This is a genomic window from Streptomyces sp. NPDC002838 (genome assembly GCF_040295365.1).
In the GTDB taxonomy this organism is placed as follows: Bacteria; Actinomycetota; Actinomycetes; order Streptomycetales; family Streptomycetaceae; genus Streptomyces.
Genome location: NZ_JBEOVF010000015.1, coordinates 79,773 through 105,129, shown reverse-complemented (window position 1 = coordinate 105,129; position 25,357 = coordinate 79,773). Strand labels below are relative to the sequence as shown.

The window sequence follows — 25,357 nt, the reverse complement described above, 5'->3', positions numbered from 1 at the left end:
TTGCCGTACGGTACGTGCTGACAGGGCGGACGTGGCAACTCTGGCACATCTTCGCAGGACCCGAGGACAGGGGTCCGCTAGGAGGCATTCGCCCACCTCACCAGGGAGATGGTCCGTTTTCGCACGGCTTCACCAGTGCGTACCGAATGACACTCTTCGGTGAGTCTTGCGGGTGTTTTCCATGACTTGTTCGGGAGTCCGTCCGGGTGGGGTCCGCCTGTGCGGGGGTTACCTGTTCGGGGGCGGGCCGTCGACCGGCCGGCCCAGCACACCGGGCCGCTTCTGCCACGGCAAGGGTCCGGTGGGCGGCCGGTACGCGACGCCCAGGGCGTCGAGTCGCCGGTAGTGGGCGGCCATCCGCCGTTCGAAGTCGGCGAAGTCCCGCTCGGCGGGGGCGGGCAGGCGGCTCCACGCCACCTCGGCGAAGGCGGCGAGCCTGGGGAAGGTCTGGTAGTCCACGCGCGCGCGGTCCTCCATCACCTCGGTCCACACGTTGGCCTGCGTGCCGAGCACGTGTCCGGCCTCTTCGGGCGTCAACTCCGGGGGTACGGGCTCGAACCGAAAGACGTCCTCCAGTGTCCGGACGTAGCCGATGGGGACCGGCTCGTCCGGGCCCGCGTGCTGCCGGTGGTCCAAGTAGACCTGCTGCGACGGGCACATGACGACGTCGTGACCGGCCCGTGCGGCGGCGATCCCGCCCTGGTACCCGCGCCACGAGGAAACGGCCGCTCCTTCGGCCAGCCCGCCCTCCAGGATCTCGTCCCAGCCGATGAGCCTGCGCCCGCGCGCGGAGAGCCACTTGTCGAAGTGACCGATGAACCACGACTGCAACTCGTCCTCGTCCGCGAGGCCGAGTTCCTGGATGCGGGCCTGCGCGGCGGGTGACCGCTTCCACTGGTCCTTGAGGCATTCGTCGCCGCCCACGTGCACGAACTCCGACGGGAAAAGATCGAGCAGTTCCTCGAAGACGCCCTCGTAGAAGCGCAGGGTGTTGTCAGTGGGGGCGAGTACGTTCTCGGAGATGCCCCAGCTGTCCCAGACCGAGAGGGAGGTCGTGTCGATGACGTCGGTGTTGCCGAGTTCCGGGTACGCGGCGATGGCGGCCTGCGAGTGGCCGGGTACGTCGATTTCGGGGACGACGGTGATATGCCGCTCGGCGGCGTAGGCGACGATCTCCCGGATGTCGTCCTGGGTGTAGTAGCCACCGTGCGGCTTCTCCTCCCACAGCGGTGAGGCCCCGTGGCCGAATTTCGTGCGCGCCCGCCAGGAGCCGACCTCGGTCAGCCGGGGGTACCTCTTGATCTCGATCCGCCAGCCCTGGTCGTCCGTCAAGTGGAAGTGGAAGACGTTGAGTTTGTGCGTGGCCATCAGGTCGAGGTAGCGCAGGACGCCGTCCTTGGGCATGAAGTGCCGGGCCACGTCGAGCATGAGGCCGCGCCAGCGGAACCGAGGGGCGTCGTGGATGGTGACGGCGGGGAACTCCCACTCCTCCTTGGCGGCGACGGGGGCGCGGCGGAAGGCGTCGGGGCCGAGCAGTTGCCGGAGGGTCTGGGCGCCCCAGAACACGCCGGTCTCGCTTGCCCCGTCGACGGCGAGCACATACCCGTCGGCGCAGAGGCGGTAGGCCTCGGGGCTGCCGAGCTCCTCGGCGAGTTCCGGGAGGGTCCGCAGCAGGATGCGGTTCCAGTTGTTGCCGTGCGGCGGCAGCGGGTAGCCCGTCGCCGCGCCGACCGTCGTCCGCAGCCACTGCGCGACCCGCTCGGTGCCGGGGGCCGCCTCGATCTCGGTCGCCGCGTCGATGAAGTACCCCTGGCCGCCGCCGATCGACGTCGTGAAGCTGCTCGGGGCGGGGACCAGCTCCACGTGGAACCCCGGGAACTCGTCGTAGGGAATACCGTTCATGTCATCAGTCCTTAACCGCTCCGCCCAGCCCGGAGACCAGCCGTCGCTGTACGAGTACGAAGAAGATGAGCACCGGAATCGTCATCACCGTCGAGGCCGCCATCACACCACCCCAGTCCGGGTCGTCCGGCTTGTAGAAGACCAGCAGAGCCATCGGCAGGGTCGACTGGGAGGTGTCGCTGATGATGAAGGACTTGGCGAACAGGAAGTCGTTCCAGGCGGAGATGAAGGAAAACACGCTGGTGGCCACCAACCCGGGGAAGACCAGCGGGAAAAGGATCTGCCACAGGAACCGCGCCCGGCTCGCCCCGTCGATGTACGCGGCCTCCTCCAGCGCCTCCGGTACGGCTTTCACGAATCCCCGCAGCATCCAGATCGCGAACGGCAGCGAGAAGGCGATGTGGGGCAGGATCAGCGAACCCAGCGTGTTCAGCTGGTCGAAGTCCCGCATCAGGAAGAACAAGGGGATCGTGAGGGCTTCCACGGGCACCATCTGGGCCACCAGAAACATGATCAGCAAGGTGGTCCGGAAGCGGAACCGGAATCGCGTCACGGCGGTCGCCGCGAGAAACGCGATCAACGCCGAGGCGATCACGACACTGCCCGCCACGACAAGGCTGTTGAGGAAGTAACGGCCGAATTCCTGCTGCTCGAAGACCCGTCGGAAGGAGTCCAGGGAGGGGGCCAGAGTCCATGGCCGGGGCTGGGCCGACTCGATTTCGCCGGCCGGTTTGAAGGCGCTCAGCACCATCCAGTACAGAGGGAAGGCGACAGCGACCGCGATCAGCAGGGCGGAGGCCTCGGCGGCCAGCCGCCAGGGACGTCGCACCAGGCCACGTAGAAGATTCACAGTTCCTCCCCCTGCCGGCGCAGCAGCCGCAGGTACACGAGCGTGACGGCCAGCAGGATCAGCAGCATCACCACTCCGATCGCCGAGCCGAGGCCGTACTGCGAGGACGCGAACGCCTGTTGGTAGGCGTAGACGTTGAGCACGAGGTTCTGCCCGGCGATGCCGCCGCCGTTGGTCATGACGTAGATCTGCGTGAAGACCTTGAAGTCCCAGATGACCGACTGGATGGTGACGACCGTCAGGATCGGCCGGAGCATCGGCGCGAGCACCGACCGCCAGATGCGCCACTGGGAGGCACCGTCCAGGGCGGCGGCCTCCAGGACCTCGCTCGGTACGGCGCGGATACCGGCGTACACCGTCACCATCACGAACGGGAAGGAGCACCACACCACTTCGAGCAGGACGAGGAGGAAGGCGCTGTAGCGCCCGTACGTCCACGAGTGGTCGCCGAGTCCCAGCACACGGTTCACCGGGCCGAAGTCCGGGTCGAAGAGGAACAGCCAGACCGTCGAACCGGTGATCGCCGGCGTCGCCCACGCGCCCAGCGCGGCCAGCATCAGCGCGAGCCGGGGTACGGCACGCACGCGTGTGAGCAGTACGGCGAGCGCGCAGCCGACCGCGAGGGTGGAGACGACACAGGCCGCCGCGAAGAGGACCGTCGCCAGCAGCACCTGCCAGAACTGGTCGTCACCGAACAGTTCGGTGTAGTTCCCGAAGCCCCGGAAGGTGGTCGGTTCGCCGCCGCTGACCTGGGCCTGGGTGTACTGGAAGAAGGAGATCAGGCCGAGTTGGTAGATGGGGTAGAGGAGCAGCCCGCCGAGGACGACGAGGGCGGGCGCGAGGTAGAGCCAGGGCGTCCAGCGAGCGCGCCCGAGCGGGGAGCCACCCTTCACGGGCACGCCACGCGGCCGACGCGCCCGCGGCGCGGTCGCCTTCACCCCTGCGACGGACCCACCACCGGAAGCCGCCCCGGCCGGGACCGCCGCAGCGGTCCCGGGTCCGGTCCGGGACGGGGACCCGGCGTCCGGCGCGGAGCCGGGCGGTGGGGCGCCCGGCGCTGTGCGGTCGTTCATCGGCGTCATCCGACGGAGCTGAACGCGTCGTTCATCTTGGTCGCCGCGTCCCTGGAGGCCGTCGCCACGTCCTTCTTGCCGCTGATGACCTCCTGGAGCATGGTCGGCAGGACCAGCGAGGAGTCGATCTGCGACCAGGCGGGCGAGGCGGGCACGAACTTCGTGTCCGCGGCGAGGGTCTCCACGAAGGGCTTCACGTACGGCTGCTCGGCCGCGACCTGCTGCCGTACGTCCGTGAACGTCGGCAGGAAGCCCATCGCCCCGAACAGCTCTTCCTGTGTCTTCTTCGACGCCAGCCGCTTCATCAGGTCGACCGCGAGGGTGCGGTGCGAGGTGCTCTTCAGGACCCCGATGTTGTTGCCCCCGGCGAACGCCGGCGCGATCTCCCCGGCCTTCACCCCCGGCAGCGGCACGACCGCGTACTTGCCCTTCACCTTCCCGGCCTCCACGGCCGTGTGGTTGAAGTCGCCGCCGATCGCCATGCCCGCCTGACCGGCCGCGAAGGCGGTGATCGTGTCGTTGCCGCCCATGCCGGCGCATTTGGCGGCGGGACAGTTGTCGTCCGAGAACAGGGACGTGTACGCCTTGATGCCCTTCTGGGCCGCCGCGCTGTCGATCGCGGAGGCGTACGAGCCCGACTTGCCGGTGGCGAGTTCGCCGCCGTTCGCCCAGATGAACGGCATCGCGCCGTAGGTGAAGGCGCCGCCGACCACGAGGCCGTACAGGTCGGGCTCGGCGGCCCGGATCTCGCGGGCGGTGGTGGCCAACTCGGCCATGGTCTTCGGGACTTCCAGGCCGAGGTCCTTGAAGATGTCCGTGCGGTAGTACAGGGCCCGTACGCCGACGAAGTACGGCGCCCCGTAGATCTTGCCGTCCACCGTGACCGACTGTCTCGCGGTCGGGTCGGTGTCCTTGGCCTCGCTCCAGGACGAGAAGTCCTCGGTGACGTCGGCGAGTCCGCCGTCCTTCACGTAGCCGGCGGTGTCGGTGTTGCCGTACTCGATGACGTCGGGGGCGCTCTTCGGGTCGTTGAAGGCGGCCTTCATGCGCTGGGCGCGGGTCTCGACGGGGATGTACTCGACGGTGACCTTGGTGTCCTTGTGCGCCTTCCTGAAATCGGCGAGGACGGAGTCGACCACCTCTTCCTTGGGCTTGTTGTTGACCTCCTGGAAGAGCCAGACGCGCAGGGTGCCGGTCTGCTCGTCCGTGTCGGAGGAGGAGTTGTCGGATGTCTGAGGGGCACAGGCGGTGACGACGAGGGCGGCCAGGAGAACGGCCAGTCGGGGGGCGAGCTTCATGGAGTGTTCCTCCGGACGTGCGTTGCAATATATGCAATGACGGTTTCGCTCTGCACAACGCACGAAGGCTATGGACTACATGAACATGTCCACAAGAGGTCTCAACCACTTCGTGACACAGGGCGCGCGGACGCACGAAGGCCCCCGGGGCACGCTCAGCGTGCCCCGGGGGCCTTCCAAGAACCTCAGACGGGCCGAACCCTCAGCCGGACAGGGCTACTTGTCGCCGCCGCCCTTGCCCTTGTCGTCACCGCCGGCGCCCATGGACTCGTAGATCTCCTTGCACATGGGACACACGGGGTACTTCTTCGGGTCGCGGCCCGGCACCCAGACCTTGCCGCACAGCGCCACGACGGGGGTGCCGTCGAGGGCGCTCGCCATGATCTTGTCCTTCTGGACGTAGTGGGCGAAGCGCTCGTGGTCGCCGTCGCCGTGCGACGTCTGCGGCGCCGGCTCTACGAGGGTTCCCGTCCCAGTACCTCGCTGCGGCTGGGTCTCAGGCTCAAGAGTGCTCATAAGTGCCAAGGGTACTGAAGGTCACAGGCATCAGTTGAGCGAAGGGTCGTCCGGATACGTCGCCACCATCGCGAGCTCGTTGCGCTGGCGGCGCAGAACCTCGCGCCAGAGTCTCTCCGGGGACGGGGAGGAGACGTCTCCGGGCTCCGACTCGACGACGTACCAGGCGCCCTCCACCAGCTCGTCCTCCAGCTGGCCGGGGCCCCAGCCGGCGTAACCGGCGAAGATCCGCAGGCTTCCCAGCGCCGAGGCGAGGAGCTCCGGCGGGGCCTCCAGGTCGACCAGACCGATCGCGCCGTGCACCCGGCGCCAGCCCAGCGGGGCCCGGTCGACGGACGCGCCGCCGGGGATGACGGCGACGCCGAGCGCCGAGTCCAGGGAGACCGGTCCGCCCTGGAAGACGACGCCGGGTTCGCCGGCGAGATCGGCCCAGCCCTCCAGGATGTCGCCCACGTCCACCGGGGTGGGGCGGTTGAGGACGACACCGAGGGAGCCCTCCTCGTCGTGGTCGAGAAGGAGCACCACCGCACGGTCGAAGTTCGGGTCCGCCAGGGCGGGTGTTGCCACGAGCAACCGCCCTGTGAGCGAGGACACCTCGGTCATGCCAGACATGATCCCGCATCTTCCCTGCGCGTGGGGAGGCAATGCCCGTACGGCAGTGAATGCAGCTCAGGGCGCACCGGTGCGCCCCAGCGCACGAAAGGGGTCGGTGACCCCATGTACCCGCCGGGGAACGGTTCGTGTTGTGACAGAGCTATGACGCAGTCGGGCCGTCCTCGGGCTTACAGAAGGGGGGTGGGCGGCGATTACCCTTTCCCTCCTGGCCCCTGCCCCACTCATCGGAACGCGAGATACATGACCGTCAACGACGATGTCCTGCTTGTCCACGGCGGAACCCCGCTGGAGGGCGAGATCCGTGTCCGCGGTGCGAAGAACCTCGTACCGAAGGCCATGGTCGCCGCCCTGCTGGGCAGCGGCCCGAGTCGACTGCGCAACGTTCCGGACATCCGGGATGTTCGTGTCGTACGCGGTCTGCTGCAGCTGCACGGTGTGACGGTCCGTCCGGGTGAGGAACCGGGCGAACTGGTGATGGACCCGACGTCGGTGGAGAGCGCGAACGTCGCTGACATCGATGCCCACGCGGGTTCGAGCCGTATCCCGATCCTCCTCTGCGGTCCGCTGCTGCACCGCCTCGGGCACGCGTTCATCCCCGGTCTCGGCGGCTGTGACATCGGCGGTCGGCCCATCGACTTCCACTTCGAGGTGCTGCGGCAGTTCGGCGCGACGATCGAGAAGCGGGCGGACGGTCAGTTCCTTCAGGCGCCGCGGCGCCTGCGCGGCACGAAGATCCGGCTGCCGTACCCGTCCGTCGGCGCGACCGAGCAGGTGCTGCTGACGGCCGTGCTCGCCGAGGGCGTCACCGAGCTCTCGAACGCGGCCGTGGAGCCGGAGATCGAGGACCTGATCTGCGTCCTGCAGAAGATGGGCGCCATCATCGCGATGGACACCGACCGCACCATCCGCGTCACCGGTGTGGACAGGCTCGGCGGCTACAACCACCGCGCCCTGCCGGACCGCCTGGAGGCCGCCTCCTGGGCGTCCGCGGCGCTGGCGACCGAGGGCAACATCTACGTCCGGGGCGCCCAGCAGCGCTCGATGATGACGTTCCTCAACACCTACCGGAAGGTGGGCGGTGCCTTCGAGATCGACGACGAGGGCATCCGCTTCTGGCACCCCGGTGGCCAGTTGAAGTCCATCGCCCTCGAAACGGACGTGCACCCCGGCTTCCAGACGGACTGGCAGCAGCCGCTGGTCGTCGCCCTGACGCAGGCGACCGGGCTGTCCATCATCCACGAGACGGTCTACGAGTCCCGGCTGGGCTTCACCTCCGCGCTGAACCAGATGGGGGCGCACATCCAGCTGTACCGCGAGTGCCTGGGCGGCTCGAACTGCCGCTTCGGCCAGCGCAACTTCCTGCACTCCGCGGTCGTCTCCGGCCCCACCAGGCTCCAGGGCGCCGATCTGGTCATCCCCGACCTCCGCGGCGGCTTCTCCTACCTCATCGCCGCACTGGCCGCCCAGGGTACGTCCCGGGTGCACGGCATCGACCTCATCAACCGGGGTTACGAGAACTTCATGGAGAAGCTGGTGGAGCTGGGCGCCAAGGTCGAGCTTCCGGGCAAAGCGCTCGGGTAAGTCCAGCCCGGCCGGCGTTTGAGGCCACTGCTGAGCGAACCACGATGGGGCGGCACCCGGAATCCGGGGGCCGCCCCATCGGCGTTACTCATGTGCCGCACACCGTCCCGTGGTGTAGCGGCAAGGTCACTTGCCCTTGGCCGCTTCCTTGAGCTTGCTGCCCGCGGAGACCTTCACGCTGTAGCCGGCCGGGATCTGGATCGGGTCGCCGGTCTGCGGGTTGCGCGCGGTGCGAGCGGCACGGTGGGTGCGCTCGAAGGTCAGGAAGCCGGGGATGGTGACCTTCTCGTCGCCCTTGGCGACGACCTCGCCGACGGTCTCGGCGAACGCGGCCAGAACGGCGTCGGCGTCCTTGCGGGTCACCTCGGCGCGGTCGGCCAGCGCGGCCACCAGCTCACTGCGGTTCATGTTGTTACTCCCGTGTTCTTCTTGCCGTTGAGGCGTGCCACGCGGCAGAGCCGCATGATTCGGCACTGCGATGCCGATGCTGCCAGGGTCCTCGGACAGGCCCCGGACCCGGGTCCGTCGTCAGACCCTCGCGCCCAGGGACGCATCCTGCCCCTACCTGCGGCGGGAAAGCCAATCCGGCACCCCCAGGAGTCGTGAGAACACCCAAGGGAGTCACACGAAAAGAGGGCCTGAGCCTGGCGACACGATAAACGGAGGCCAAGAACCCCGGGTTCCGCGACGCGCCGATGTCATGCCGTGGTGATCCTCACAGCCAAGGCCCGCCGCAGAGTGTCACGACGGACTACGACACCGAAGGAGCCGCCGCCCCGACGGCCTTCGCCGCTTCCCGCACCGCCCCGGCCACCGCGCCCGCGACCTTGTCGTTGAACACGCTCGGGACGATGTAGTTCGGGTTGAGCTCGTCCTCGGTCACCACGTCCGCGAGGGCCTTCGCGGCAGCGATCATCATCTCCGTGTTGACCGTGCGGGACTGCGCGTCCAGCAGACCGCGGAAGACGCCCGGGAAGACCAGCACGTTGTTGATCTGGTTCGGGAAGTCGGAGCGGCCGGTGGCCACAACCGCCGCCGTCTGGCGAGCGATTGCCGGGTCCACCTCGGGGTCCGGGTTCGCGAGCGCGAACACGATCCCACCGTCGGCCATGGCGGCCACGTCGTCGCCGTCGAGGACGTTGGGAGCCGAGACGCCGATGAAGACGTCCGCGCCGCGCACGGCCTCCTTCAGCGTCCCCGTCAGCCCCTCGGGGTTGGTGTTGTCGGCGATCCAGCGCAGCGCCGAGTCCGGGGCGGCGTCGACCAGGTCCTCGCGGCCGGCGTGCACGACGCCGTGGATGTCGGCGACGACGGCGTTCTTCACGCCCGCGGCGATCAGCAGCTTGAGGATGGCCGTACCGGCCGCGCCGGCGCCGGACATGACCACGCGCACGTTCTCAATTGCCTTGCCCACCACGCGAAGTGCGTTGGTGAGGGCGGCGAGGACGACGATCGCCGTGCCGTGCTGGTCGTCGTGGAAGACGGGGATGTCGAGGGCCTCACGCAGCCGCGCCTCGATCTCGAAGCAGCGGGGCGCGGAGATGTCCTCGAGGTTGATGCCGGCGAAGCCGGGGGCGATCGCCTTGACGATCTCGACGATCGCGTCGGTGTCCTGGGTGTCCAGGCAGAGCGGCCAGGCGTCGATGCCGGCGAAGCGTTTGAAGAGGGCCGCCTTGCCCTCCATGACGGGGAGGGCGGCCTTGGGCCCGATGTTGCCGAGGCCCAGGACGGCCGAGCCGTCCGTCACTACCGCAACGGAATTGCGCTTGATGGTCAGACGCCGGGCGTCCTCGGGGTTCTCGGCGATCGCCATGCAGACGCGGGCCACGCCCGGCGTGTAGACCATGGACAGGTCGTCACGGTTGCGGATGGGGTGCTTGGACGCCATCTCGATCTTGCCGCCGAGGTGCATCAGGAACGTACGGTCGGAGACCTTGCCCAGCGTGACGCCCTCGATGCCGCGCAGCTGCTCGACGATCTCGTCGGCGTGCCCGGTCGAGGTGGCCGCGATCGTGACGTCGATGCGAAGCTTCTCGTGGCCGGACGCGGTGACGTCGAGGCCGGTCACCGAGCCTCCGTGGGACTCGACGGCCGTGGTGAGCTGGGAGACCGCGGTTCCGCTCGCGGGCACCTCCAGCCGGACCGTCATCGAGTAGGAGACGCTGGGCGCCGTTGCCATGGCCGACTTCCTCTGCTTTCACCGTGTGATGCTGGATGCCGTCCGATGGTCGCACCTACCGCGGAGTAGGCGTTAGCCGGGTGGTATTGCGAACTTTTTGTTCACAGCGAAAGAGGCTCACGTCACATCGACGTGAGCCTCTCGCCTGCTCAGTGACACCGACCCGCCATGCTCGCCTCGCGGCAAGTGGTCGCTCGTAGCGACGAAGGTTGGGCCCGGGGGCTTGGATCGGGCCGGTGCCACATCCAGGCTAACAAACAGTTCCCGTAAGGCCATTCCCGTACCGGGACATCAATCCCTGAGCAGGTCGGGCACCCCGTTCGCGTCCGGCGCGTCCCGCTCCCCCGACACCACGGTGAGCTGCTGGGTCGCCCGGGTGAGGGCCACGTACAGCACCCGCAGCCCGGCCGGGGACTCGTCCGCGATCTCCGCCGGGGAGACGACCACCGTCGCGTCGTACTCCAGGCCCTTCGCCTCCAGGCTGCCGAGTGCCACGACCCTCCCCCAGTCTCGGCTTCGCTCGACCGGGGGGACCTCCATGCCGAGCCCGGCGAGCCAGCGTGCCGCCTCCTCGCGGCGGTTCATGGCGACGACGACGCCGACGGTGCCGTCGACCAGGTCGAGGAGGCGGGCGGCCTCCGACCGGACCGTCTCGGCGAGGGATTCCCGTACGACCGAGTAGCGCGGCCGCACGCCGGTGGAGCGGACGGCCGACGGGGCCTCGGAGCCCGGCATGGCCAGCGCCAGCACCTTCGCCGCGAGCTCGGCGATCTCGGCCGGGTTGCGGTAGTTCACGGTCAGCTGGAAGCGGCGGCGCGGACGGGTGCCGAGGGCCTCGTCGCGGGCCTGGGCCGCCTCGTCGGGGTCGGACCAGGAGGACTGGGCCGGGTCGCCGACCACCGTCCAGGTGGCGTGCCGGCCCCGGCGGCCGATCATGCGCCACTGCATCGGCGTGACGTCCTGGGCCTCGTCGACGATGACGTGCGCGTACTCGGTGCGCTCCTGCGCCAGCCGCTCGGCCCGCTCGCGCTGGGTCTCCTCGCGCACCGGCATCAGCTCCTCCAGGCCGGTGAGCTGGTCGAGCGGGTCCAGCTCGCGCCTGCGGCGAGGGCGGGCCGGGGCGCCGAGGATGGACTGGAGCTCGTCGAGCATCGCGATGTCGTGCACGGAGTGGCCGTCCCGTCTCAGGGAGCGGGCCACCCTGCGCACCTCGCCCGGGTTCAGCACGCGCCGGGCCCAGCGCCCGAGCCGCCGCTCGTCGGCCATGGCGTCGAGTACGGCCTTCGGGGTGAGCTCCGGCCACCAGGCGTCCAGGAAGTCGACGAAGCTGTCCTCGGAGCTGACGTCCTCGTCGAAGGAGGAGCGCAGCTCGGCGGCCAGCTCCGGGTCGGTGTGCCGGTCGGCCCCGCCGGACTGTGCCCACAGGGCGTCCAGGAGCAGCTTGCGGGCACGGGGGCGGAGCAGGTTGACGGGTGCGGTGCCGCCGAGCGCGCTCTGGCGGATGCGGTTGAGCTCCTCGGCCTCCAGCTCCAGGCGGCGGCCGAAGGCGACGACCCGCAGCCGGGCCGGTGAATCGTTCAGCTCCAGGGCGCCGCGCGCGGCCTTCCGCAGCACCTTGAGCATGCGGTACGAGCCCTTGGCGCGGGCCGTGGACGGGGAGTCGTACAGCGTGGCCTCGGCGCCGTCGACGAGCGAGCCGATCGCGCGGATGGCGACCTGGCCCTCCTCGCCGAGGGAGGGCAGCACGCCCTCGGTGTACGCCACCAGCAGCGGGGTCGGGGAGACGATCAGGATGCCGCCCGCGTACCGGCGCCGGTCCTGGTACAGCAGATACGCCGCCCGGTGCAGGGCGACGGCCGTCTTGCCCGTGCCCGGCCCGCCCTCGACGTAGGTCACGGAGGCGGCGGGAGCACGGATCACCAGGTCCTGTTCCGCCTGGATGGAGGCGACGATGTCCCGCATGGTGTGCGTACGGGCCTGCCCCAGGGCGGCCATCAGGGCGCCGTCGCCGATGACGGGCAGTTCCCGGCCGCCGATGAAGGCCTTCAGCTCGGGGCGCATCAGGTCGTCCTCGACGCCGAGCACGCGGCGCCCCTTGGAACGGATCACGCGCCGGCGCACGACCCGGCCCGGGTCGACCGGAGTGGACCGGTAGAAGGGGGCGGCGGCGGGCGCCCGCCAGTCGATCACCAGCGGGGCGTAGTCCTCGTCGAGGACACCGATGCGGCCGATGTGCAGGGTCTCGGCGATGTCGGCGGTGTTGTCGTCCCGCACGGCGCCTTCGGCGGGCTCCACGGCGGTGTAGGCGCCGTCGGGCCCCTTCTTGCCGTCCTTGCCGGGAAGCAGGTCGATCCGGCCGAAGAGGAAGTCCTCGAACTCGTTGTTCAGCCGGTTGAGGTGGACACCCGCCCGGAAGACCTGCGCGTCCCGCTCGGCGAGCGCGCCGGGCGTGCCGACCTGGCCGCGCTTGGCCGCGTCGTTCATGAGGAACTCAGCCTCGTGGATCTTCTCCTCGAGGCGCCGGTACACCCGGTCCAGGTGTTGCTGTTCGATGCTGATCTCCCGGTCCCGGACTGAGTCCTGAACCGAGCCGACCGCGGTTTCCTGTTGAACCTGAGCGGCCACCGGGCCCCCTTCTGACGTGCTGGGCAGCCGTCAACCGTACGCGAAGGGGGGCCCGGGAAGCTATGCATCCGCTCTCAGTGATTCACGCGTCGACCTCGACGAGCTTCTTGCCGTCGAAGGTCATGACCTCGTAGTGGTCGATCTCGTTCGGGGTCTGGGCCGCTCCGCCGCCGATGTAGAGCGGGTTCCTGGACTTCTCGGTCTTGCCGTCGGGCAGGCCGTAGCCCCACTCCGGGACGGACCAGGAGGAGATCGTCTCGCGCTCGCCGTTCTTGCCGACGGCGATCAGGGAGCACTTGAGCGGGCCCTTGACACCCTTGAGCTCGAGGACCGCCTCGGTGCCCCAGTCCTTCTTCTCCGTGGCGACGGTCGCACTGACGCCCGTAGAGGGGTCCGTCCCCGTGGCCTTGTCGTCCATGCCGTCGAAGAGGGTCTTGGCCGCGCTCGGCACGGGCGCCGCCGAGTTGCCTCCCGAGTCCCCGCCGGTCGCCCCCACGGCGACGATCGGGCCGCCGATGATCAGCGCGGCGGCGGCCGCCACCAGGTAGAAGCCCTTCCGGCGCCGCTGCGCGCGACGGTCGGCGACGTCGTCGACGAGCTTGTTCACCAGGCGCGGGCTGGGCTTCGCGGACAGCGACTCGCCGATGGCGGGTGTGCCGGAGCCGGGCAGGTCCGCGAGGGCGGCGAGCATCGGTTCCATGCCGGCGAGCTCGTCGAGCTGCTGGGCGCACCATTCGCAGGTGGCGAGATGGGCCTCGAAAGCGGTTGCCTCGGCATCGTCGAGGATCCCGAGGGCGTAGGCGCCGACGGTTTCGTGCTCGTTCGGGCCCGGAGATCCCATCATGGGGCCAGACATACCCGAACCACCTGGGCCGAATCCCTGCGATCCCCCGTAAACACTCATCACGCCGTCACCCCCCGCTCCTCCAGCGCCAGCTTCATCGACCGCAGGGCATAGAACACCCGGGAGCGGACGGTGCCGCTGGGTATGCCCAGGGTCTCGGCCGCCTCGTTGACGGTACGCCCCTTGAAGTACGTCTCTACGAGCACCTCCCGGTGGGCCGGGGTCAGGTCGTCGAGCGCGTCGGACAACGTCATCAGCCACAGCGCCTTGTCGATCTCGTCCTCCGCGGGGATGACCTCCAGCGGCGACGGATCGACCTCCTGCGGCCGGGCCTGCCGGCTGCGGTGGCCGTCGATGACGATGCGCCGGGCGACCGTCACCAGCCAGGGGCGTACCGATCCGGTCGCACGATTGAGCTGACCGGCGTTCTTCCAGGCACGGATGAGTGTCTCCTGCACGACGTCCTCTGCGCGTTGCCGGTCACCGGCGACCAGCCGCAGGACATACGCAAGGAGAGGTCCGGCGTGTTCTCTGTACAGAGCACGCATCAGCTCCTCATCAGGTTCCGAGGGCTGGGACATGCGATGTCGGGCCCTCGATCCACGTTCATTGGCCACGGCCGCATCCTTGCGCACGCCCACCTCCGGTGTCCGGGGGTTCCCCCAGTCGGTCGCTCGACCACGGGTACGGACGCGAGGAGTTGAGTGTTCAAAGTGGAGTGACAGTTTTCTCGTGAGTGACGTGACGAGGCCGGACATGGTCGCACATTCCCCCCGCGTGATCTTCACATTTCCGCCACACCGAAAGGATTGCGCCAGCTGCCCCGGGGCGGCCGAAGGTAAACGGCGTGTAATCGAAATCACTTCGACAGCCGCCGCGCAGAAGGTACTTAACGGACAGTCAGGCTCGGGCGACCGCCGCCCGTCGCCGATGCCGGGCCACCCTTTCGCGGTTCCCGCAGACCTCACTGGAACACCAGCGGCGCCTGCGCCCCCGTGACGTATCGAGATAGACGATCGGGCAGTTGTCCCCCTCGCACTGCCGAAGCCCCGCCCGCGCGACCGGATCCGTGAGGAGTTCCACGGCGTCACGCGCGACGGCACCGAGCAGCGCCACGCACTCGGGCGGACCGTCCAACTCCCGCACGAGCGTGCCGTCTTCACCGGGCACGGCACGCGGAGCCGGAGGGGCGGCGCGGGCGATCTCGTTGACCCGGGCGAGCGCGAGGCCGTACGGCCGCCCTTCCGGGGTCAGCCCTCCCGGTACCAACTGTCCGATACGACCACGAAGTTCACGGAAGCCGACGAGCCAGGCGGCGTCGATGTGCGCGAGCGGGGTGCCCTCCGGGACGAGTCCGGACCCGGTGATCCAGGCACGCAGCACCGCGGCGGAGTCGAGGCGTTCGACGGGATGGGTGGTCGCGAGGAGATCCAGGCAGATCCGCCCGGCGTCGAACCGCAGCTCGTACGCGTCCGTGGCCGTACCCAATGCCATGTGCCTGTCACCGCCTAGGGGTCACCCCGGTTCGGGAGGGGAGGGTGAGATCCGTGGGAGGGGGCTGGGGAACCGTTCCCTCTAACAGTGCCTGCCCGCTCGCGCCGCTGGAACCCCTCGTACCGGCGGTGGGCACAGGGGCTGGTTACGTACGGAGGACGAGTCCGTTCAGGCCGACGCGAGGCGCCCGGTCACACGTCCGCGTACTTCGTGTCGGCCGCCGGGTCCAGCGCCAACCGGTACCCCCGCTTGACCACCGTCTGAATCAACTTCGGCGCCCCCAGAGCCGTACGCAACCGTGCCATCGCCGTCTCGACGGCGTGCTCGTCCCGCCCCGCACCCGGCAGCGCCCGCAACAGCTCGGAACGGGACACCACCCACCCCGGCCGCCGCGACAGCGCTCGCAGCAGGGACATCCCGGCCGGCGGTACCGGCTTCAGGTCGCCGTCCACCAGCACCGCGTGCCCCCGGATCTCCACCCGGTGCCCGGCGATCGGCAGCGCCCGGGCCCGGCCCGGGAGTTCCTGGCAGAGCAGCTGGACGAGCGGGCCGAGCCGGAAGCGCTCCGGCTGGACCGTGTCGATGCCCTGGGCCTGGAGCGGCAGCGCGGTGACCGGGCCGACGCAGGCCGGCAGGACGTCGTGGTTGAGGGCGGCGAGCAGCTCGGGCAGCAGGCCGCGCTCCTCGGCACGGGACAGCAGCGACGCCGCCGCCGGCGCGCTCGTGAAGGTGAGTGCGTCCAGGCCTCGGGAGACGGTCGCGTCCAGGAGCCGGTCCACCGGCCCGATGTCCTCCGGCGGCATCCACCGGTACACCGGCACCCCGACGACCTCCGCTCCCGCGGCCCGCAGCGCCTCCACGAACCCGGGCAGCGGCTCGCCGTGCAACTGGACGGCGATACGGCGGCCGTCGACGCCCTCGGCCAGCAGTCGGTCGAGGACCTCGGCCATGGACTCCGACGACGGCGACCACTCCTCGGTCAGTCCGGCGGCCCGTACGGCGCCCTTGACCTTGGGTCCGCGCGCGAGCAGCTCCACGCCGCGCAGCTTCTCCAGCAGGTCCTCGCCCAGGCCCCACCCGTCGGCGGCCTCGATCCAGCCCCGGAAGCCGATCGCGGTCGTGGCGACCACGACATCCGGAACCTGGTGGATGACCTCCTTGGTCGACGCGAGCAGCTCACTGTCGTCGGACAGTGGCACGATGCGCAGGGCAGGGGCGTGCAGTACGACGGCTCCGCGCCGCTGGAGCAGCGCGCCCAGCTCCTCGGCCCGGCGCGCGGCGGTCACTCCAACGGTGAACCCCGCCAGGGGTCCATGGTCCGGTCGCTGCTGTTCGTCGTACATAACTCTCGTCCCGCACTCGAGTCGTCGCACCTACCCATCAGGTGCTTGCATCCACATGCCGACCGAGCCTGTCAACGGCTCGTGACAGGCTCGGTTCCGCTTGATGTCGACAGTGTTACGTCACACCTCGGCGTAGCTGAGCTGCGGCTTCGCCTCCGAGGTGGCGGACTCGGCCTGTGCACGGGCGGACGGGCGGCGAAGGTATACGGCCCAGGTGACCGCGAAGCAGGCGGCGTAGAAGGCGAGGAAGGCGACGAACGCGCCGGTGCCGGAGCCGTAGGAGAGGAAGGACTGCCGGAAGGCGAGGTTGATGCCGACGCCGCCGAGCGCGCCGACCGCGCCGATCAGCCCCATGGAGGCGCCGGAGAGGCGGCGGCCCCAGGCGGCGGCCTCCTCACCCTGCAGCCCCTTGGCCAGGGCCTTGTTCTGGAAGATGCCGGGGATCATCTTGTACGTCGAGCCGTTGCCGAGGCCGGTGAGCACGAACAGCACCACGAACGCGACGGTGAACAGGGCCAGCGACTTCTCCATGCTGGCGGCGATGAGGACGGCGGTGGCGACGCCCATCCCGACGTAGTTGTACAGCGTGATCTTCGCGCCGCCGTACTTGTCGGCGAGCCAGCCGCCCAGGGGCCGGATCAGCGAGCCCAGCAGCGGGCCGATGAAGGTGACGTACGCCGCCTCCAGCGGGGTGCGCCCGAACTGGTTCGTCAGCACCTGCCCGAAGGCGAAGCTGTATCCGATGAAGGAGCCGAAGGTGCCGATGTAGAGGAAGGACATGATCCAGGTGTGGGCGTCCTTCGCGGCGTCCTTGGCGGCGCCGGTGTCGTTCTTCACGTTCTCGATGTTGTCCATGTAGAGCGCGGCGAGGACGGCGGCGACGACGATGAACGGGATGTAGATCCCGAGCAGCACACGCGGACCGGCGCTGGCACCGATGACGGCGAGCGCGACCAGCTGGATCACCGGTACGCCGATGTTGCCGCCGCCGGCGTTGAGGCCGAGCGCCCACCCCTTCTTACGGAGCGGGAAGAACGCGTTGATGTTGGTCATCGACGAGGCGAAGTTTCCGCCGCCGATACCGGCCAGCAGGCCCACCAGCAGGAAGGTGTTGAAGGAGGTCCCCGGCTCCATCACGGCGAACGCGGCGACGGTGGGGACGAGGAGGAGGCTGGCCGAGATGATCGTCCAGTTCCGCCCGCCGAAGATCGCGACGGCGAAGGTGTAGGGCACGCGAACGACGGCTCCGACCAGCGTGACCACGGACGTCAGCAGGAACTTGTCCGCCGGGGTGAGCCCGTACTCCGGGCCCATGAAGAGCACCAGCACGGACCACATGGTCCAGATCGAGAACCCGATGTGCTCGGAAAGGACGGAGAAGATCAGGTTGCGGCGGGCGACCTTCTCTCCGGTCTCCTTCCAGAAGGTCTCATCCTCCGGATCCCACTGCTGGATCCAGCGGCCGCCCCTGCTCGGGGGTGCGGGGGCTGTGCTAGGGGCTGTCATGACGCCTCCACGGTGCTCCGGGGCTCGGATGGTTCTGCGCGCTACAGGGAGTGGCTGAGTCCCGAAGGTAGGGAGGGCGCGTTTCCGCGCTGTGGCACCGAGTGACCGGAAGGGAACTTTGCTCTCACCAAGAGTGGAGGCGGCTTGAGAGGTCTCGGAACGTTATGTGACCCGGTTCACCTGTGTCTGCCGGTACGGCCCCGTTCCGCACTGTCCGGCCACAGCCGCGGCCTCCGCTTCGCCGCCAGGTCCTCCGCCCAGCCGAAGGCGACCACACAGCCGCCGATGAGCAGCCAGACGAGGACCAGCACCGGCCAGGGGCTTTCCAGGAGCCAGGGGCACTGATCCGCCAGTACGTCGATGTTCCACAGGCGGTCCCAGAGCGTGGCCGCGAGGAGGATGCACGTGTTGTGCCAGAGGTAGATCGTCACCGCTCGGGAGTTGAGGAGGGTGATCAGCCGGCCCCAGCGGCGCAGCCTGCCCGGCCACTCGGTCCACGACGGGCTGAGGTGCAGCAGCAGCATCACCGTCGCGAAGGACCACAGGGCCTGGGCGAAGGGCATGGCGTCCAGGTCGTGGCCGTCCCTGAAGCCGTGCGCCAGCGCGTACCACAGGCCCAGGCAGGCGATCGCCGGTGCCACGGAGGGGATGACGTACTGGGGGATGCGCTTCAGAACGCCCTGCTGGTGGGCCATGCCCAGGATCCAGCAGGCGCCGAACGTGCTGAAGTCGGTCAGCGCCGAGGGGAACCGCTCGCCCGGCAGCGTGAGGTAGCCGAACTGGAAGGCCGCCGACAGGGCGATCGGCGCGAGGAGCGTCGCCCAGGGCAGCGCCCGCAGGGCCTTCAGCAGGAAGGGGGACAGCAGCACGAACCAGAGGTAGGCGCGGACGTACCACAGCGGTCCCGCCAGTTCCGTCGCCCAGTCCTCGCCGACGATGCCGTGGATCCCGGCCAGGCCCTCGGCGTACGGCGGGTCGCTCAGCGGCAGGATCCAGTACGTGAGGTGCAGCCACCACCAGCCCGGATGCCCTTCGGCGTCCGGGCCCCAGCCCTGCGCCAGCATGCCCGTCACGCCCACCGCGCCGAGCAGCCACAGCGGGGGCAGCAGGCGGCGCATCCGGCCGCGTACGACCTTCAGGGGCGGGCGGCTGCCCAGGGAGCGGGCCATGAGGTTGCCCGCCAGCGCGAACATCACGCCCATGGAGGGGAACACGAGCGGGAGCCAGGCCCAGCCCATGAGGTGGTAGAGGACGACCCGGAAGAGGGCGAGGGCCCGGAGGAGGTCGAAGTAGCGGTCGCGGGCGGGGGACGGTTCGAGGACCTGGGGTTCGTCCTGGGTGACGGGCTGCGGGGGCGCCGTACTCATCCGACCGGCCTTTCGTCCGCGACCTGCCTGCCCTGCGCGGGGACGGCGCCCGGCGGCGCGGACACCCCGCCCTTGCGCCGCAGCTTCTGCCAGCGCAGCCGGCCGCCGGTGAGGGCGGTGATCCAGGACTGGAGCAGCACGACGTACATCAGCTGGCGGTAGAGGATCTGTTGCAGGGGCAGGGAGATCAGCGGGGTCAGGCGCTCACGGTCGAGGACGAAGGCGTAGGTCGCGCAGGCCGCCTGGATGGCCAGGACGCCGAACCAGGCCAGGATCGTCTTCTCGGTGGGGCCGAAGACCAGGCCGTAGACAAGGAACACGTCGATCAGCGGGGCGAGCAGCGGGGCCAGCACCATGAAGAGGGAGACGAGAGGCAGTCCGACTCGGCCGAAGCGTCCGGACGGGCCCCGGTCGAAAAGGGCGCCGCGGTGCTTCCAGATCGCCTGCATGGTGCCGTACGACCAGCGGTAGCGCTGGGACCACAGCTGCTGGACGGATTCCGGGGCCTCGGTCCAGGCGCGGGCCTTCTCCGCGTAGACGACACGCCAGCCGTCGCGGTGGATGGCCATGGTGATGTCGGTGTCCTCGGCGAGCGTGTCGTCGCTCATGCCGCCGACCCGTTCCAGGGCCGATCGCCGGAAGGCTCCGACGGCACCCGGGATGGTGGGCATGCACCGCAGGACGTCGTACATACGGCGGTCGAGGTTGAAGCCCATCACGTACTCGATGTGCTGCCAGGCGCCGATGAGGGTGTCCTTGTTGCCGACCTTCGCGTTGCCGGCGACCGCGCCGACGCGGGGGTCGCCGAAGGGCTGGACGAGTTCGCGGACCGTGGACGGCTCGAAGACGGTGTCGCCGTCCATCATCACGACCAGGTCGTACCGGGCGTTCGCCACACCCCGGTTGAGGGCGGCTGGCTTGCCCGCGTTGAGCTGACGGACCACGCGGACGCCCGGCAGGTTCAGGTTCTCGACGATCCGTGCCGTGCCGTCACTGGAGCCGTCGTCGATGACGATGACCTCGATCGGATGGTCGCTCTCCATCAGCGAACGGACCGTGTTCTCGATGCATTTGGCCTCGTTGTACGCCGGGACCAGCACCGACACCGGTTCGGTGACCGGCGCTCCCCAGCTGAAGTCGCGGCGGCGTACCCGGCGGGCGTGGATGCCGGAGAGCAGGAGCATCAGGCCGAAGCGGGCGATGACCAGGAAGCCGATGATCGCGAGACCGACCACCAGGACGGCCGTGATGTTGTCCGAGGCCTGGACCAGGAAGACCCACGCCTTGCCCTTCCACAGGTCGACGCCGGCGACCCGGCTGTGCGCGCTGGGCGCGTCGAGGGCCTCGGTGAGGTTGCGGAACGCGTAGCCCTTGGCCTTCATCTGCGGCAGGAAGCGGTCCAGCGCCTGGACCGTCTGGTGACGGTCGCCGCCGGAGTCGTGCATCAGCACGACCGCGCCCTTGCCGCCCTTGGGCGTGACGTTACGGATGATCTGTTCGACTCCCGGCTTGCTCCAGTCCCGGCTGTCGACGCTGGTGACGACGGTGATGTAGCCGCGGGTGCCGATGTACTGGGTGACCGGCCAGGAGTTGTTGTCCATGGCGGCGGCGTACGAGGAGTACGGCGGCCGGAACAGCGAGGTGCGGATACCGGCGGCGCCGGTGATCGCGAGCTGGTTCTGGGACAGCTCCCAGTCGATGCGCTTCTTCGACTGGAGGGTGAGGTCGGGGTGGTTGAAGGTGTGCAGACCGATCTCGTGGCCCTCGTCGACCACGCGCCTGACCAGGTCCGGGTAGCGCGAGGCCATGGTGCCGGTGACGAAGAAGACGGCGTGTGCGTCGTGCTTCTCGAGCACCTCCAGGACCTTGGGGGTCCAGGTCGGGTCCGGGCCGTCGTCGAAGGTGAGGACCATGCGATGGTCGGGGACCTTCAGGCTGGTGGGTCGGCCACCGCGGGTGTCGATGACCGGGCCGCCGTCGAGTATCCGCTGGGGCACCTGGTCGGCGGAGCCCTCGGGCCGGATGCGGTGGTCGGCGAGGATCTCGCTGTGTACGTAACCGCGCAGCATCAGCATCGCCATCAGGGCGGCGAGGACGAGCACGGGCAGCAGCAGGCGCATGGGCAGGCGGCGGCGCCGGGAGCCGTCGGGGGCTCCGGTCGCGGCCCCGGGACGGCGGGTGCGGAATGCCATCAGAGGTTGTGCTCCGGGGACGGGGATGCCATCACGGGGATGTGCATCGGGAGGGTGTGCACCGGGGTCGGGGACGCCATCGGGTGGCGTTGTGCACGGGGAAACGGGGTGCGACCAGGAGATGCGCACCAGGAGCGGCGGTGTCATCCGCCGATGCGCACCGGGCAGGGTGGGTCCGCGGAAGCGCACCGGCAGCGGCGCGCCTCCGACAAACGTGCGCCTGGGAGACGGGTGCGATCAGGCGATGGGCGCCGGGGCGGGCTCGGGGCCCGGTCCGGCCGGTGCGTCCGGCTCCGTGGCGATCGGCGCGGGCTCGTTCGGCCCGTCCGCCACCGTGTCCGTGCCGGGGCCCGCGCTGTCGCCGGTGCCCGTCGTCCCGGTCGGGGTCGGCGTGGGCCCGGTGTCGGTCGGAGTCGGGGTGACCGGCGGGTCGGTGATCGTCACCTGCGGCGACGGCGTCGAGGCGGGCTCGGTCGGTCCGGTGCCCGGGCCCGGCGCGGTTCTCGTCGGGCTCGCCTTGGGGTCGGGGGACGTGCCCGGCCGGTCGGGGCTGGTGGTCGTGCCGGGCGCGGTGGCGTCGGCGTCCGGGATCAGGGCCGTGCCCTCGCCCGCCGTCGGAGTGGGTCCGGGCGGCACGCCGCCGGTGGCGGAGGGCGGCGCCGACTCCTCGGGCTGCGGCGAAGTCTCGACCTTGCCGGCCGGCTGGGCCTCCTCCTGGCCCGGCACCGGCAGCCAGGGGGCGTTGGAGTTGCCCGACAGCAGGGTGGCGACGATGACGACGGCGTAGACCGCGCAGGCCAGTCCGACGACCATGCCGATACGGCGGAAACGCCGGCTGCGGCGCCCCGACTCGTCCACGAAGACCGGCCCGTCGGACCCGTCCTGGCCACCGCCCGGTCCGCTGCCCGATCCGGCCGCCTCGGCCTGCCGTACGAGCGGGTCCTCCAGCTGCTGACCGATGTCGTCGAGCTGAACCGTCACCTCGTCCGGGTCGTGGGCCGGGGCGGTCGCGCCGTGCGGGTTCTGGCCGGAATCCGACGCGTCGGACTCCTCCCACGGGTCGCGCACGGCGGCGGTTCGTACGGCGGTCTCCGGGCGCTCCCCGGTCTCGCCGGCCAACGGCAGGGGGTCGGCCTTGTCGGTTCCGCCGGTCCCACCGGCGTCCGGGAGGTCCCGGTCGCCTCTGCCGGATATCCCGGTCCGGGCCGCTTCGGCGGAGGCCTGTCTCGGGATTCCGCTTCTGAGCGTCTCCGGGAACGCCTGGGTACTTTCACCCGCGGTAAAACGGTCCTCGACCGCAACCTCGGGCCATTCCGGTTTGGCGTCTTCCCGCCACTTTTTCACGCGCACGCACATCCCCCCACGGGACAGTTCCGGGTACGCGGACGACCCGAGCACACGTCGACCGGACCGAATCCCCACCCGAATCCGAGCGCCCCCTCTATCACACCGTGCTCAGGGCCCTGAATGTAGCGCAGAGAGAGGGGCTGTGTTCGCTACGTGTCAACAGTGGGTGCTCATCAGGTCTACATCATTGGCCGGAATCCATCCCCCGGCCGGTCGCCGCAGCCAGCTCTTCTCGACCGACAGTTCGAGTGCGGCCCGTCGCAGGGCATCGAGTCCGGAATGCACCAGCCCTTTTCGCCACACGAGTGACACGGGTGACAGCGGAATCGGATGTATGAGCGGGCGCAGCACAGTGGCAGGCATGGCCGGAAAATCCACCACCACGAGGATCGGATTCCGCGTCTTGGCCATGATCCGCTGGAACTCCTCGTCCCCGACGGCGAGCGGGGCGGGCGGCGCGACCTCGATGCCGCGTCCCTCGAAGAGCCGGTGCGCGAGGTCGGTCCACTCCGGCGTGCGCGGATTCCCGGCGCCCGCGTACACGGCCTCGCCCGCGAGCGCGGAGAGCGGAACCGCCTCCAGTGCCGCCAGCGGGTGGTCCTCGGGCAGCACCACCGCCATCGGCTCGTAGCGCACGGGCTGGTGGTCGAGGCCCGCCCGCAGCGCCGGGGCCAGACCGGCGAACCGCCCGAACGACGCGTCGAGCCGGCCCGCGAGCAACTCGCCCGCCGCGTAGGTCAGCCCGCTCTCGTAGCGGGCCATCAGCTCGTGGTCGGGGGCGAGTTCGCGGGCCCGGTGCAGGACGCGGCGGCCGGTGGCCAGGCCCGGGGAGTTGAGGTCCACCAGCAGGGGCCGGGCCTGCCCGAAGGCGGCGAGCAGCTCGTCCTGCGCCTCCAGGGCGCGGCGCGCGTACGGCAGCAGCCGCTCGCCGTCGGCCGTGAGCGTCACCTGCCGGGTGGTGCGGACGAACAACTCGGCGCCCAACCCCCGCTCCAGCCGCCGTACGTCCCGGCTGAGCGCCTGCTGGGCGACGTAGAGGCGGGCCGCGGCGCGCGTGAAGTGCAGTTCCTCGGCGACGGCGAGGAAGGCACGCAGCAGACGGGGGTCGAGGTGGTGACCGGTGGCGGGCATCCGGTGAACTTACAACGGAGATGCGTGAATCGGTACGGAGAAGGTGTTGGACCCCTTGATCGGCGGCGGGCGACGGTTGGCCCATGCCGCAACCGACCCCGAGGAAGCCACCTCTGTACACCGTCACCGCCGACACCCTCGTCGCCGTCGACTTCACCCCCCGCACCGGGAACCGCCCGCCCGGCCCGTACCGCCGCCTCTTCACCGTCCCCGGCGCCCGCGCCTTCACCGCCGGGAACCTGCTGGCCCGGCTGCCGATGGGCATGTTCAGCGTGAGCGCGGTCGTCATGATCGCCGGCACCCGGGGCTCGTACGCCCTCGCCGGTGCCGTCACCGCGACCGGCCTGGCGGCGACCGCGCTGGTCGCCCCGTGGACCGCGCGGCTCGTCGACCGGTACGGGCAGGCCCGGATCGCCGTTCCCGCCACCCTCCTCGCGGCGCTGGGCTCGCTCGCGCTGCTGCTGTGCGTACGGCACGACGCTCCCGCCTGGACGCTCTTCGCCTCCTACGCAGCCACCGCGACCACCCCCAACCTCGGCGGCATGTCCCGCGCCCGCTGGTCCCATCTGCTCAAGGGCGACCACAAGGCCCTGCACACCGCCAACTCCTTCGAGCAGGCCGTGGACGAGCTGTGCTTCATGCTGGGCCCGGTGCTCGCGGCCTTCCTGTGCGGGACGTTCTTCCCGGAGGCGGGCACCCTCACCGGCGTGGTGCTGCTGGTGACGGGCATGCTGCTGTTCGCCGCGCAGCGCTCGACCGAGCCGCCGGTGGCGGCGCGGACGCCCGCGAAGGCGCGGGCCCTCTTCCGTGCCCCCGGGCTGCCGCCCCTGCTCGCCGTCTGTCTCGCCATGGGCGTGGTGTTCGGGGCCATGGAGGTCGTCACGATCGCCTTCGCGGACGCGCAGGGGCACCGCTCGGCGGCCGGTGCGGTGCTCGGCCTCCAGGCGGCCGGTTCGTGCGCGGCGGGTCTGCTGTACGGGGCGCTGAAACCGGCCGGTCCCCCGCAGGAACGGTACGTGTGGTGCATCGCCGCGATGACCGCGCTGCTGACCCTGCCGCTGCTCGCCGCCACCCTGACCGGCTCGCTCCTCGCCCTGGCGGGCGCGCTGCTGGTCGCCGGGATGGCGACGGCACCGACGATGGTCACGGGCATGACCCTGGTCCAGCGGCGCACCCCTGAGGGCCGCCTCAACGAGGGCATGACCCTCGCGGTGACCGGCCTGCTCGGCGGGATCGCCGGCGGCAGCGCGCTCGGCGGCTGGCTGGCGGAGCACGTGTCGGCCACGGCGGGATTCGGGGTGCCGGTCACGGCGGCGGCGGTGGCACTGCTGATCTCGCTCATCCCGTTCGACCATCCGAACACTTGCCGCAATTCCCGCACGATCCATTGACGCGCCCACGGCTCACACATACCTTCGCCCGTCGAAGCGCTTCGACGTCACCCATCGAATCGCTTCGATGAACGCTGCGCGACGTATCCATCCGACTCCCGTG

General features: G+C 70.0%; 20 protein-coding genes. 2 read left to right on the top strand and 18 right to left on the bottom strand.

Annotation, left to right across the window (positions count from 1 at the left end):
• Positions 1–228: 228 nt before the first annotated feature.
• The 6 genes from ABT063_RS20775 to ABT063_RS20750 form a co-directional block, all read right to left on the bottom strand.
• Positions 229–1,902, bottom strand: coding sequence for a beta-N-acetylhexosaminidase (locus ABT063_RS20775; protein WP_351058831.1), 1,674 nt, complete (start codon positions 1,900–1,902; stop codon positions 229–231).
• Between the two features lie 4 nt (positions 1,903–1,906).
• Positions 1,907–2,752 carry a carbohydrate ABC transporter permease gene (locus ABT063_RS20770; RefSeq protein WP_351058830.1) on the bottom strand — a complete coding sequence of 282 codons (846 nt, stop codon included), beginning with the start codon at positions 2,750–2,752 and terminating at the stop codon, positions 1,907–1,909.
• The gene (locus ABT063_RS20765) at positions 2,749–3,825 is read right to left on the bottom strand and encodes a carbohydrate ABC transporter permease (protein ID WP_351058829.1); all 1,077 of its coding nucleotides are present in this window, start codon (positions 3,823–3,825) and stop codon (positions 2,749–2,751) included. The genes ABT063_RS20770 and ABT063_RS20765 overlap by 4 nt, the downstream gene beginning before the upstream one ends.
• Before the next feature lie 5 nt (positions 3,826–3,830).
• Positions 3,831–5,123, bottom strand: a complete 1,293-nt coding sequence (locus tag ABT063_RS20760) for an extracellular solute-binding protein (protein WP_351058828.1) — start codon at positions 5,121–5,123, stop codon at positions 3,831–3,833.
• Between the two features lie 216 nt (positions 5,124–5,339).
• Complete coding sequence (locus ABT063_RS20755) at positions 5,340–5,639, bottom strand: DUF3039 domain-containing protein (protein WP_095748699.1); 300 nt, start codon at positions 5,637–5,639, stop codon at positions 5,340–5,342.
• 30 nt (positions 5,640–5,669) lie between these two features.
• Positions 5,670–6,242, bottom strand: a complete 573-nt coding sequence (locus tag ABT063_RS20750) for a YqgE/AlgH family protein (protein WP_351058827.1) — start codon at positions 6,240–6,242, stop codon at positions 5,670–5,672.
• A 252-nt stretch (positions 6,243–6,494) separates the two neighbouring features.
• On the opposite strand from ABT063_RS20750, the gene murA reads away from it, so the two are divergent.
• A complete protein-coding gene (gene murA / locus ABT063_RS20745; protein WP_351058826.1) occupies positions 6,495–7,835 on the top strand; it encodes a UDP-N-acetylglucosamine 1-carboxyvinyltransferase in 1,341 nt (446 codons plus the stop codon).
• A 126-nt stretch (positions 7,836–7,961) separates the two neighbouring features.
• On the opposite strand, the gene ABT063_RS20740 is transcribed toward murA, so the two are convergent.
• The 12 genes from ABT063_RS20740 to ABT063_RS20685 all read right to left on the bottom strand — a co-directional run bounded on the left by ABT063_RS20740 (position 7,962) and on the right by ABT063_RS20685 (position 23,863).
• Positions 7,962–8,243, bottom strand: coding sequence for an HU family DNA-binding protein (locus ABT063_RS20740; RefSeq protein WP_007498188.1), 282 nt, complete (start codon positions 8,241–8,243; stop codon positions 7,962–7,964).
• Positions 8,244–8,586: 343 nt separating this feature from the next.
• Entirely contained in the window at positions 8,587–10,014 is a 1,428-nt protein-coding gene (locus ABT063_RS20735; RefSeq protein ID WP_351058825.1) for an NAD-dependent malic enzyme, read from the bottom strand.
• Between the two features lie 291 nt (positions 10,015–10,305).
• Positions 10,306–12,639 carry a HelD family protein gene (locus ABT063_RS20730; protein WP_351058824.1) on the bottom strand — a complete coding sequence of 778 codons (2,334 nt, stop codon included), beginning with the start codon at positions 12,637–12,639 and terminating at the stop codon, positions 10,306–10,308.
• 82 nt (positions 12,640–12,721) lie between these two features.
• Positions 12,722–13,543, bottom strand: a complete 822-nt coding sequence (locus ABT063_RS20725; RefSeq protein WP_351058823.1) for an anti-sigma factor family protein — start codon at positions 13,541–13,543, stop codon at positions 12,722–12,724.
• Complete coding sequence (locus tag ABT063_RS20720; protein WP_010039908.1) at positions 13,543–14,064, bottom strand: sigma-70 family RNA polymerase sigma factor; 522 nt, start codon at positions 14,062–14,064, stop codon at positions 13,543–13,545. Before ABT063_RS20720 ends, ABT063_RS20725 begins: the two co-directional genes overlap by 1 nt.
• Before the next feature lie 319 nt (positions 14,065–14,383).
• Positions 14,384–14,977 (bottom strand): CGNR zinc finger domain-containing protein, encoded by a 594-nt coding sequence (locus tag ABT063_RS20715; protein WP_351058822.1) that lies wholly within the window; start codon positions 14,975–14,977, stop codon positions 14,384–14,386.
• A gap of 191 nt (positions 14,978–15,168) precedes the next feature.
• A complete protein-coding gene (locus ABT063_RS20710) occupies positions 15,169–16,320 on the bottom strand; it encodes a uroporphyrinogen-III synthase (RefSeq protein WP_351058821.1) in 1,152 nt (383 codons plus the stop codon).
• Between the two features lie 120 nt (positions 16,321–16,440).
• Positions 16,441–17,826 (bottom strand): nitrate/nitrite transporter, encoded by a 1,386-nt coding sequence (locus ABT063_RS20705; protein ID WP_351058820.1) that lies wholly within the window; start codon positions 17,824–17,826, stop codon positions 16,441–16,443.
• 176 nt (positions 17,827–18,002) lie between these two features.
• Positions 18,003–19,193: an acyltransferase family protein gene (locus tag ABT063_RS20700; protein WP_351058819.1), complete on the bottom strand. Its 1,191-nt coding sequence runs from the start codon at positions 19,191–19,193 to the stop codon at positions 18,003–18,005.
• Positions 19,190–21,385, bottom strand: coding sequence for a bifunctional polysaccharide deacetylase/glycosyltransferase family 2 protein (locus ABT063_RS20695; RefSeq protein WP_351058818.1), 2,196 nt, complete (start codon positions 21,383–21,385; stop codon positions 19,190–19,192). Before ABT063_RS20695 ends, ABT063_RS20700 begins: the two co-directional genes overlap by 4 nt.
• 237 nt (positions 21,386–21,622) lie before the next feature.
• On the bottom strand, positions 21,623–22,504 hold the full coding sequence (locus ABT063_RS20690; RefSeq protein WP_351058817.1) for a hypothetical protein: 882 nt from the start codon (positions 22,502–22,504) through the stop codon (positions 21,623–21,625).
• 384 nt (positions 22,505–22,888) lie between these two features.
• Positions 22,889–23,863 (bottom strand): LysR family transcriptional regulator, encoded by a 975-nt coding sequence (locus ABT063_RS20685; RefSeq protein WP_351058816.1) that lies wholly within the window; start codon positions 23,861–23,863, stop codon positions 22,889–22,891.
• A gap of 83 nt (positions 23,864–23,946) precedes the next feature.
• Here ABT063_RS20685 and ABT063_RS20680 point away from each other — a divergent pair, with 83 nt between their 5' ends.
• Entirely contained in the window at positions 23,947–25,254 is a 1,308-nt protein-coding gene (locus tag ABT063_RS20680) for an MFS transporter (protein ID WP_351058815.1), read from the top strand.
• Positions 25,255–25,357 lie beyond the last annotated feature (103 nt).

What these genes read in the sequence shown, in the direction of transcription:
- ABT063_RS20740 (WP_007498188.1), bottom strand. Translation starts at nt 8,243, where the DNA reads ATGAACCGCAGTGAGCTGGTGGCCGCGCTGGCCGACCGCGCCGAGGTG.
- ABT063_RS20700 (WP_351058819.1), bottom strand. Translation starts at nt 19,193, where the DNA reads ATGAGTACGGCGCCCCCGCAGCCCGTCACCCAGGACGAACCCCAGGTC.
- murA (WP_351058826.1), top strand. Translation starts at nt 6,495, where the DNA reads ATGACCGTCAACGACGATGTCCTGCTTGTCCACGGCGGAACCCCGCTG.
- ABT063_RS20750 (WP_351058827.1), bottom strand. Translation starts at nt 6,242, where the DNA reads ATGACCGAGGTGTCCTCGCTCACAGGGCGGTTGCTCGTGGCAACACCC.
- ABT063_RS20715 (WP_351058822.1), bottom strand. Translation starts at nt 14,977, where the DNA reads ATGGCATTGGGTACGGCCACGGACGCGTACGAGCTGCGGTTCGACGCC.
- ABT063_RS20680 (WP_351058815.1), top strand. Translation starts at nt 23,947, where the DNA reads ATGCCGCAACCGACCCCGAGGAAGCCACCTCTGTACACCGTCACCGCC.
- ABT063_RS20705 (WP_351058820.1), bottom strand. Translation starts at nt 17,826, where the DNA reads ATGACAGCCCCTAGCACAGCCCCCGCACCCCCGAGCAGGGGCGGCCGC.
- ABT063_RS20725 (WP_351058823.1), bottom strand. Translation starts at nt 13,543, where the DNA reads ATGAGTGTTTACGGGGGATCGCAGGGATTCGGCCCAGGTGGTTCGGGT.
- ABT063_RS20765 (WP_351058829.1), bottom strand. Translation starts at nt 3,825, where the DNA reads ATGAACGACCGCACAGCGCCGGGCGCCCCACCGCCCGGCTCCGCGCCG.
- ABT063_RS20760 (WP_351058828.1), bottom strand. Translation starts at nt 5,123, where the DNA reads ATGAAGCTCGCCCCCCGACTGGCCGTTCTCCTGGCCGCCCTCGTCGTC.
- ABT063_RS20735 (WP_351058825.1), bottom strand. Translation starts at nt 10,014, where the DNA reads ATGGCAACGGCGCCCAGCGTCTCCTACTCGATGACGGTCCGGCTGGAG.
- ABT063_RS20710 (WP_351058821.1), bottom strand. Translation starts at nt 16,320, where the DNA reads ATGTACGACGAACAGCAGCGACCGGACCATGGACCCCTGGCGGGGTTC.
- ABT063_RS20720 (WP_010039908.1), bottom strand. Translation starts at nt 14,064, where the DNA reads ATGTCCCAGCCCTCGGAACCTGATGAGGAGCTGATGCGTGCTCTGTAC.
- ABT063_RS20695 (WP_351058818.1), bottom strand. Translation starts at nt 21,385, where the DNA reads ATGGCATTCCGCACCCGCCGTCCCGGGGCCGCGACCGGAGCCCCCGAC.
- ABT063_RS20775 (WP_351058831.1), bottom strand. Translation starts at nt 1,902, where the DNA reads ATGAACGGTATTCCCTACGACGAGTTCCCGGGGTTCCACGTGGAGCTG.
- ABT063_RS20755 (WP_095748699.1), bottom strand. Translation starts at nt 5,639, where the DNA reads ATGAGCACTCTTGAGCCTGAGACCCAGCCGCAGCGAGGTACTGGGACG.
- ABT063_RS20685 (WP_351058816.1), bottom strand. Translation starts at nt 23,863, where the DNA reads ATGCCCGCCACCGGTCACCACCTCGACCCCCGTCTGCTGCGTGCCTTC.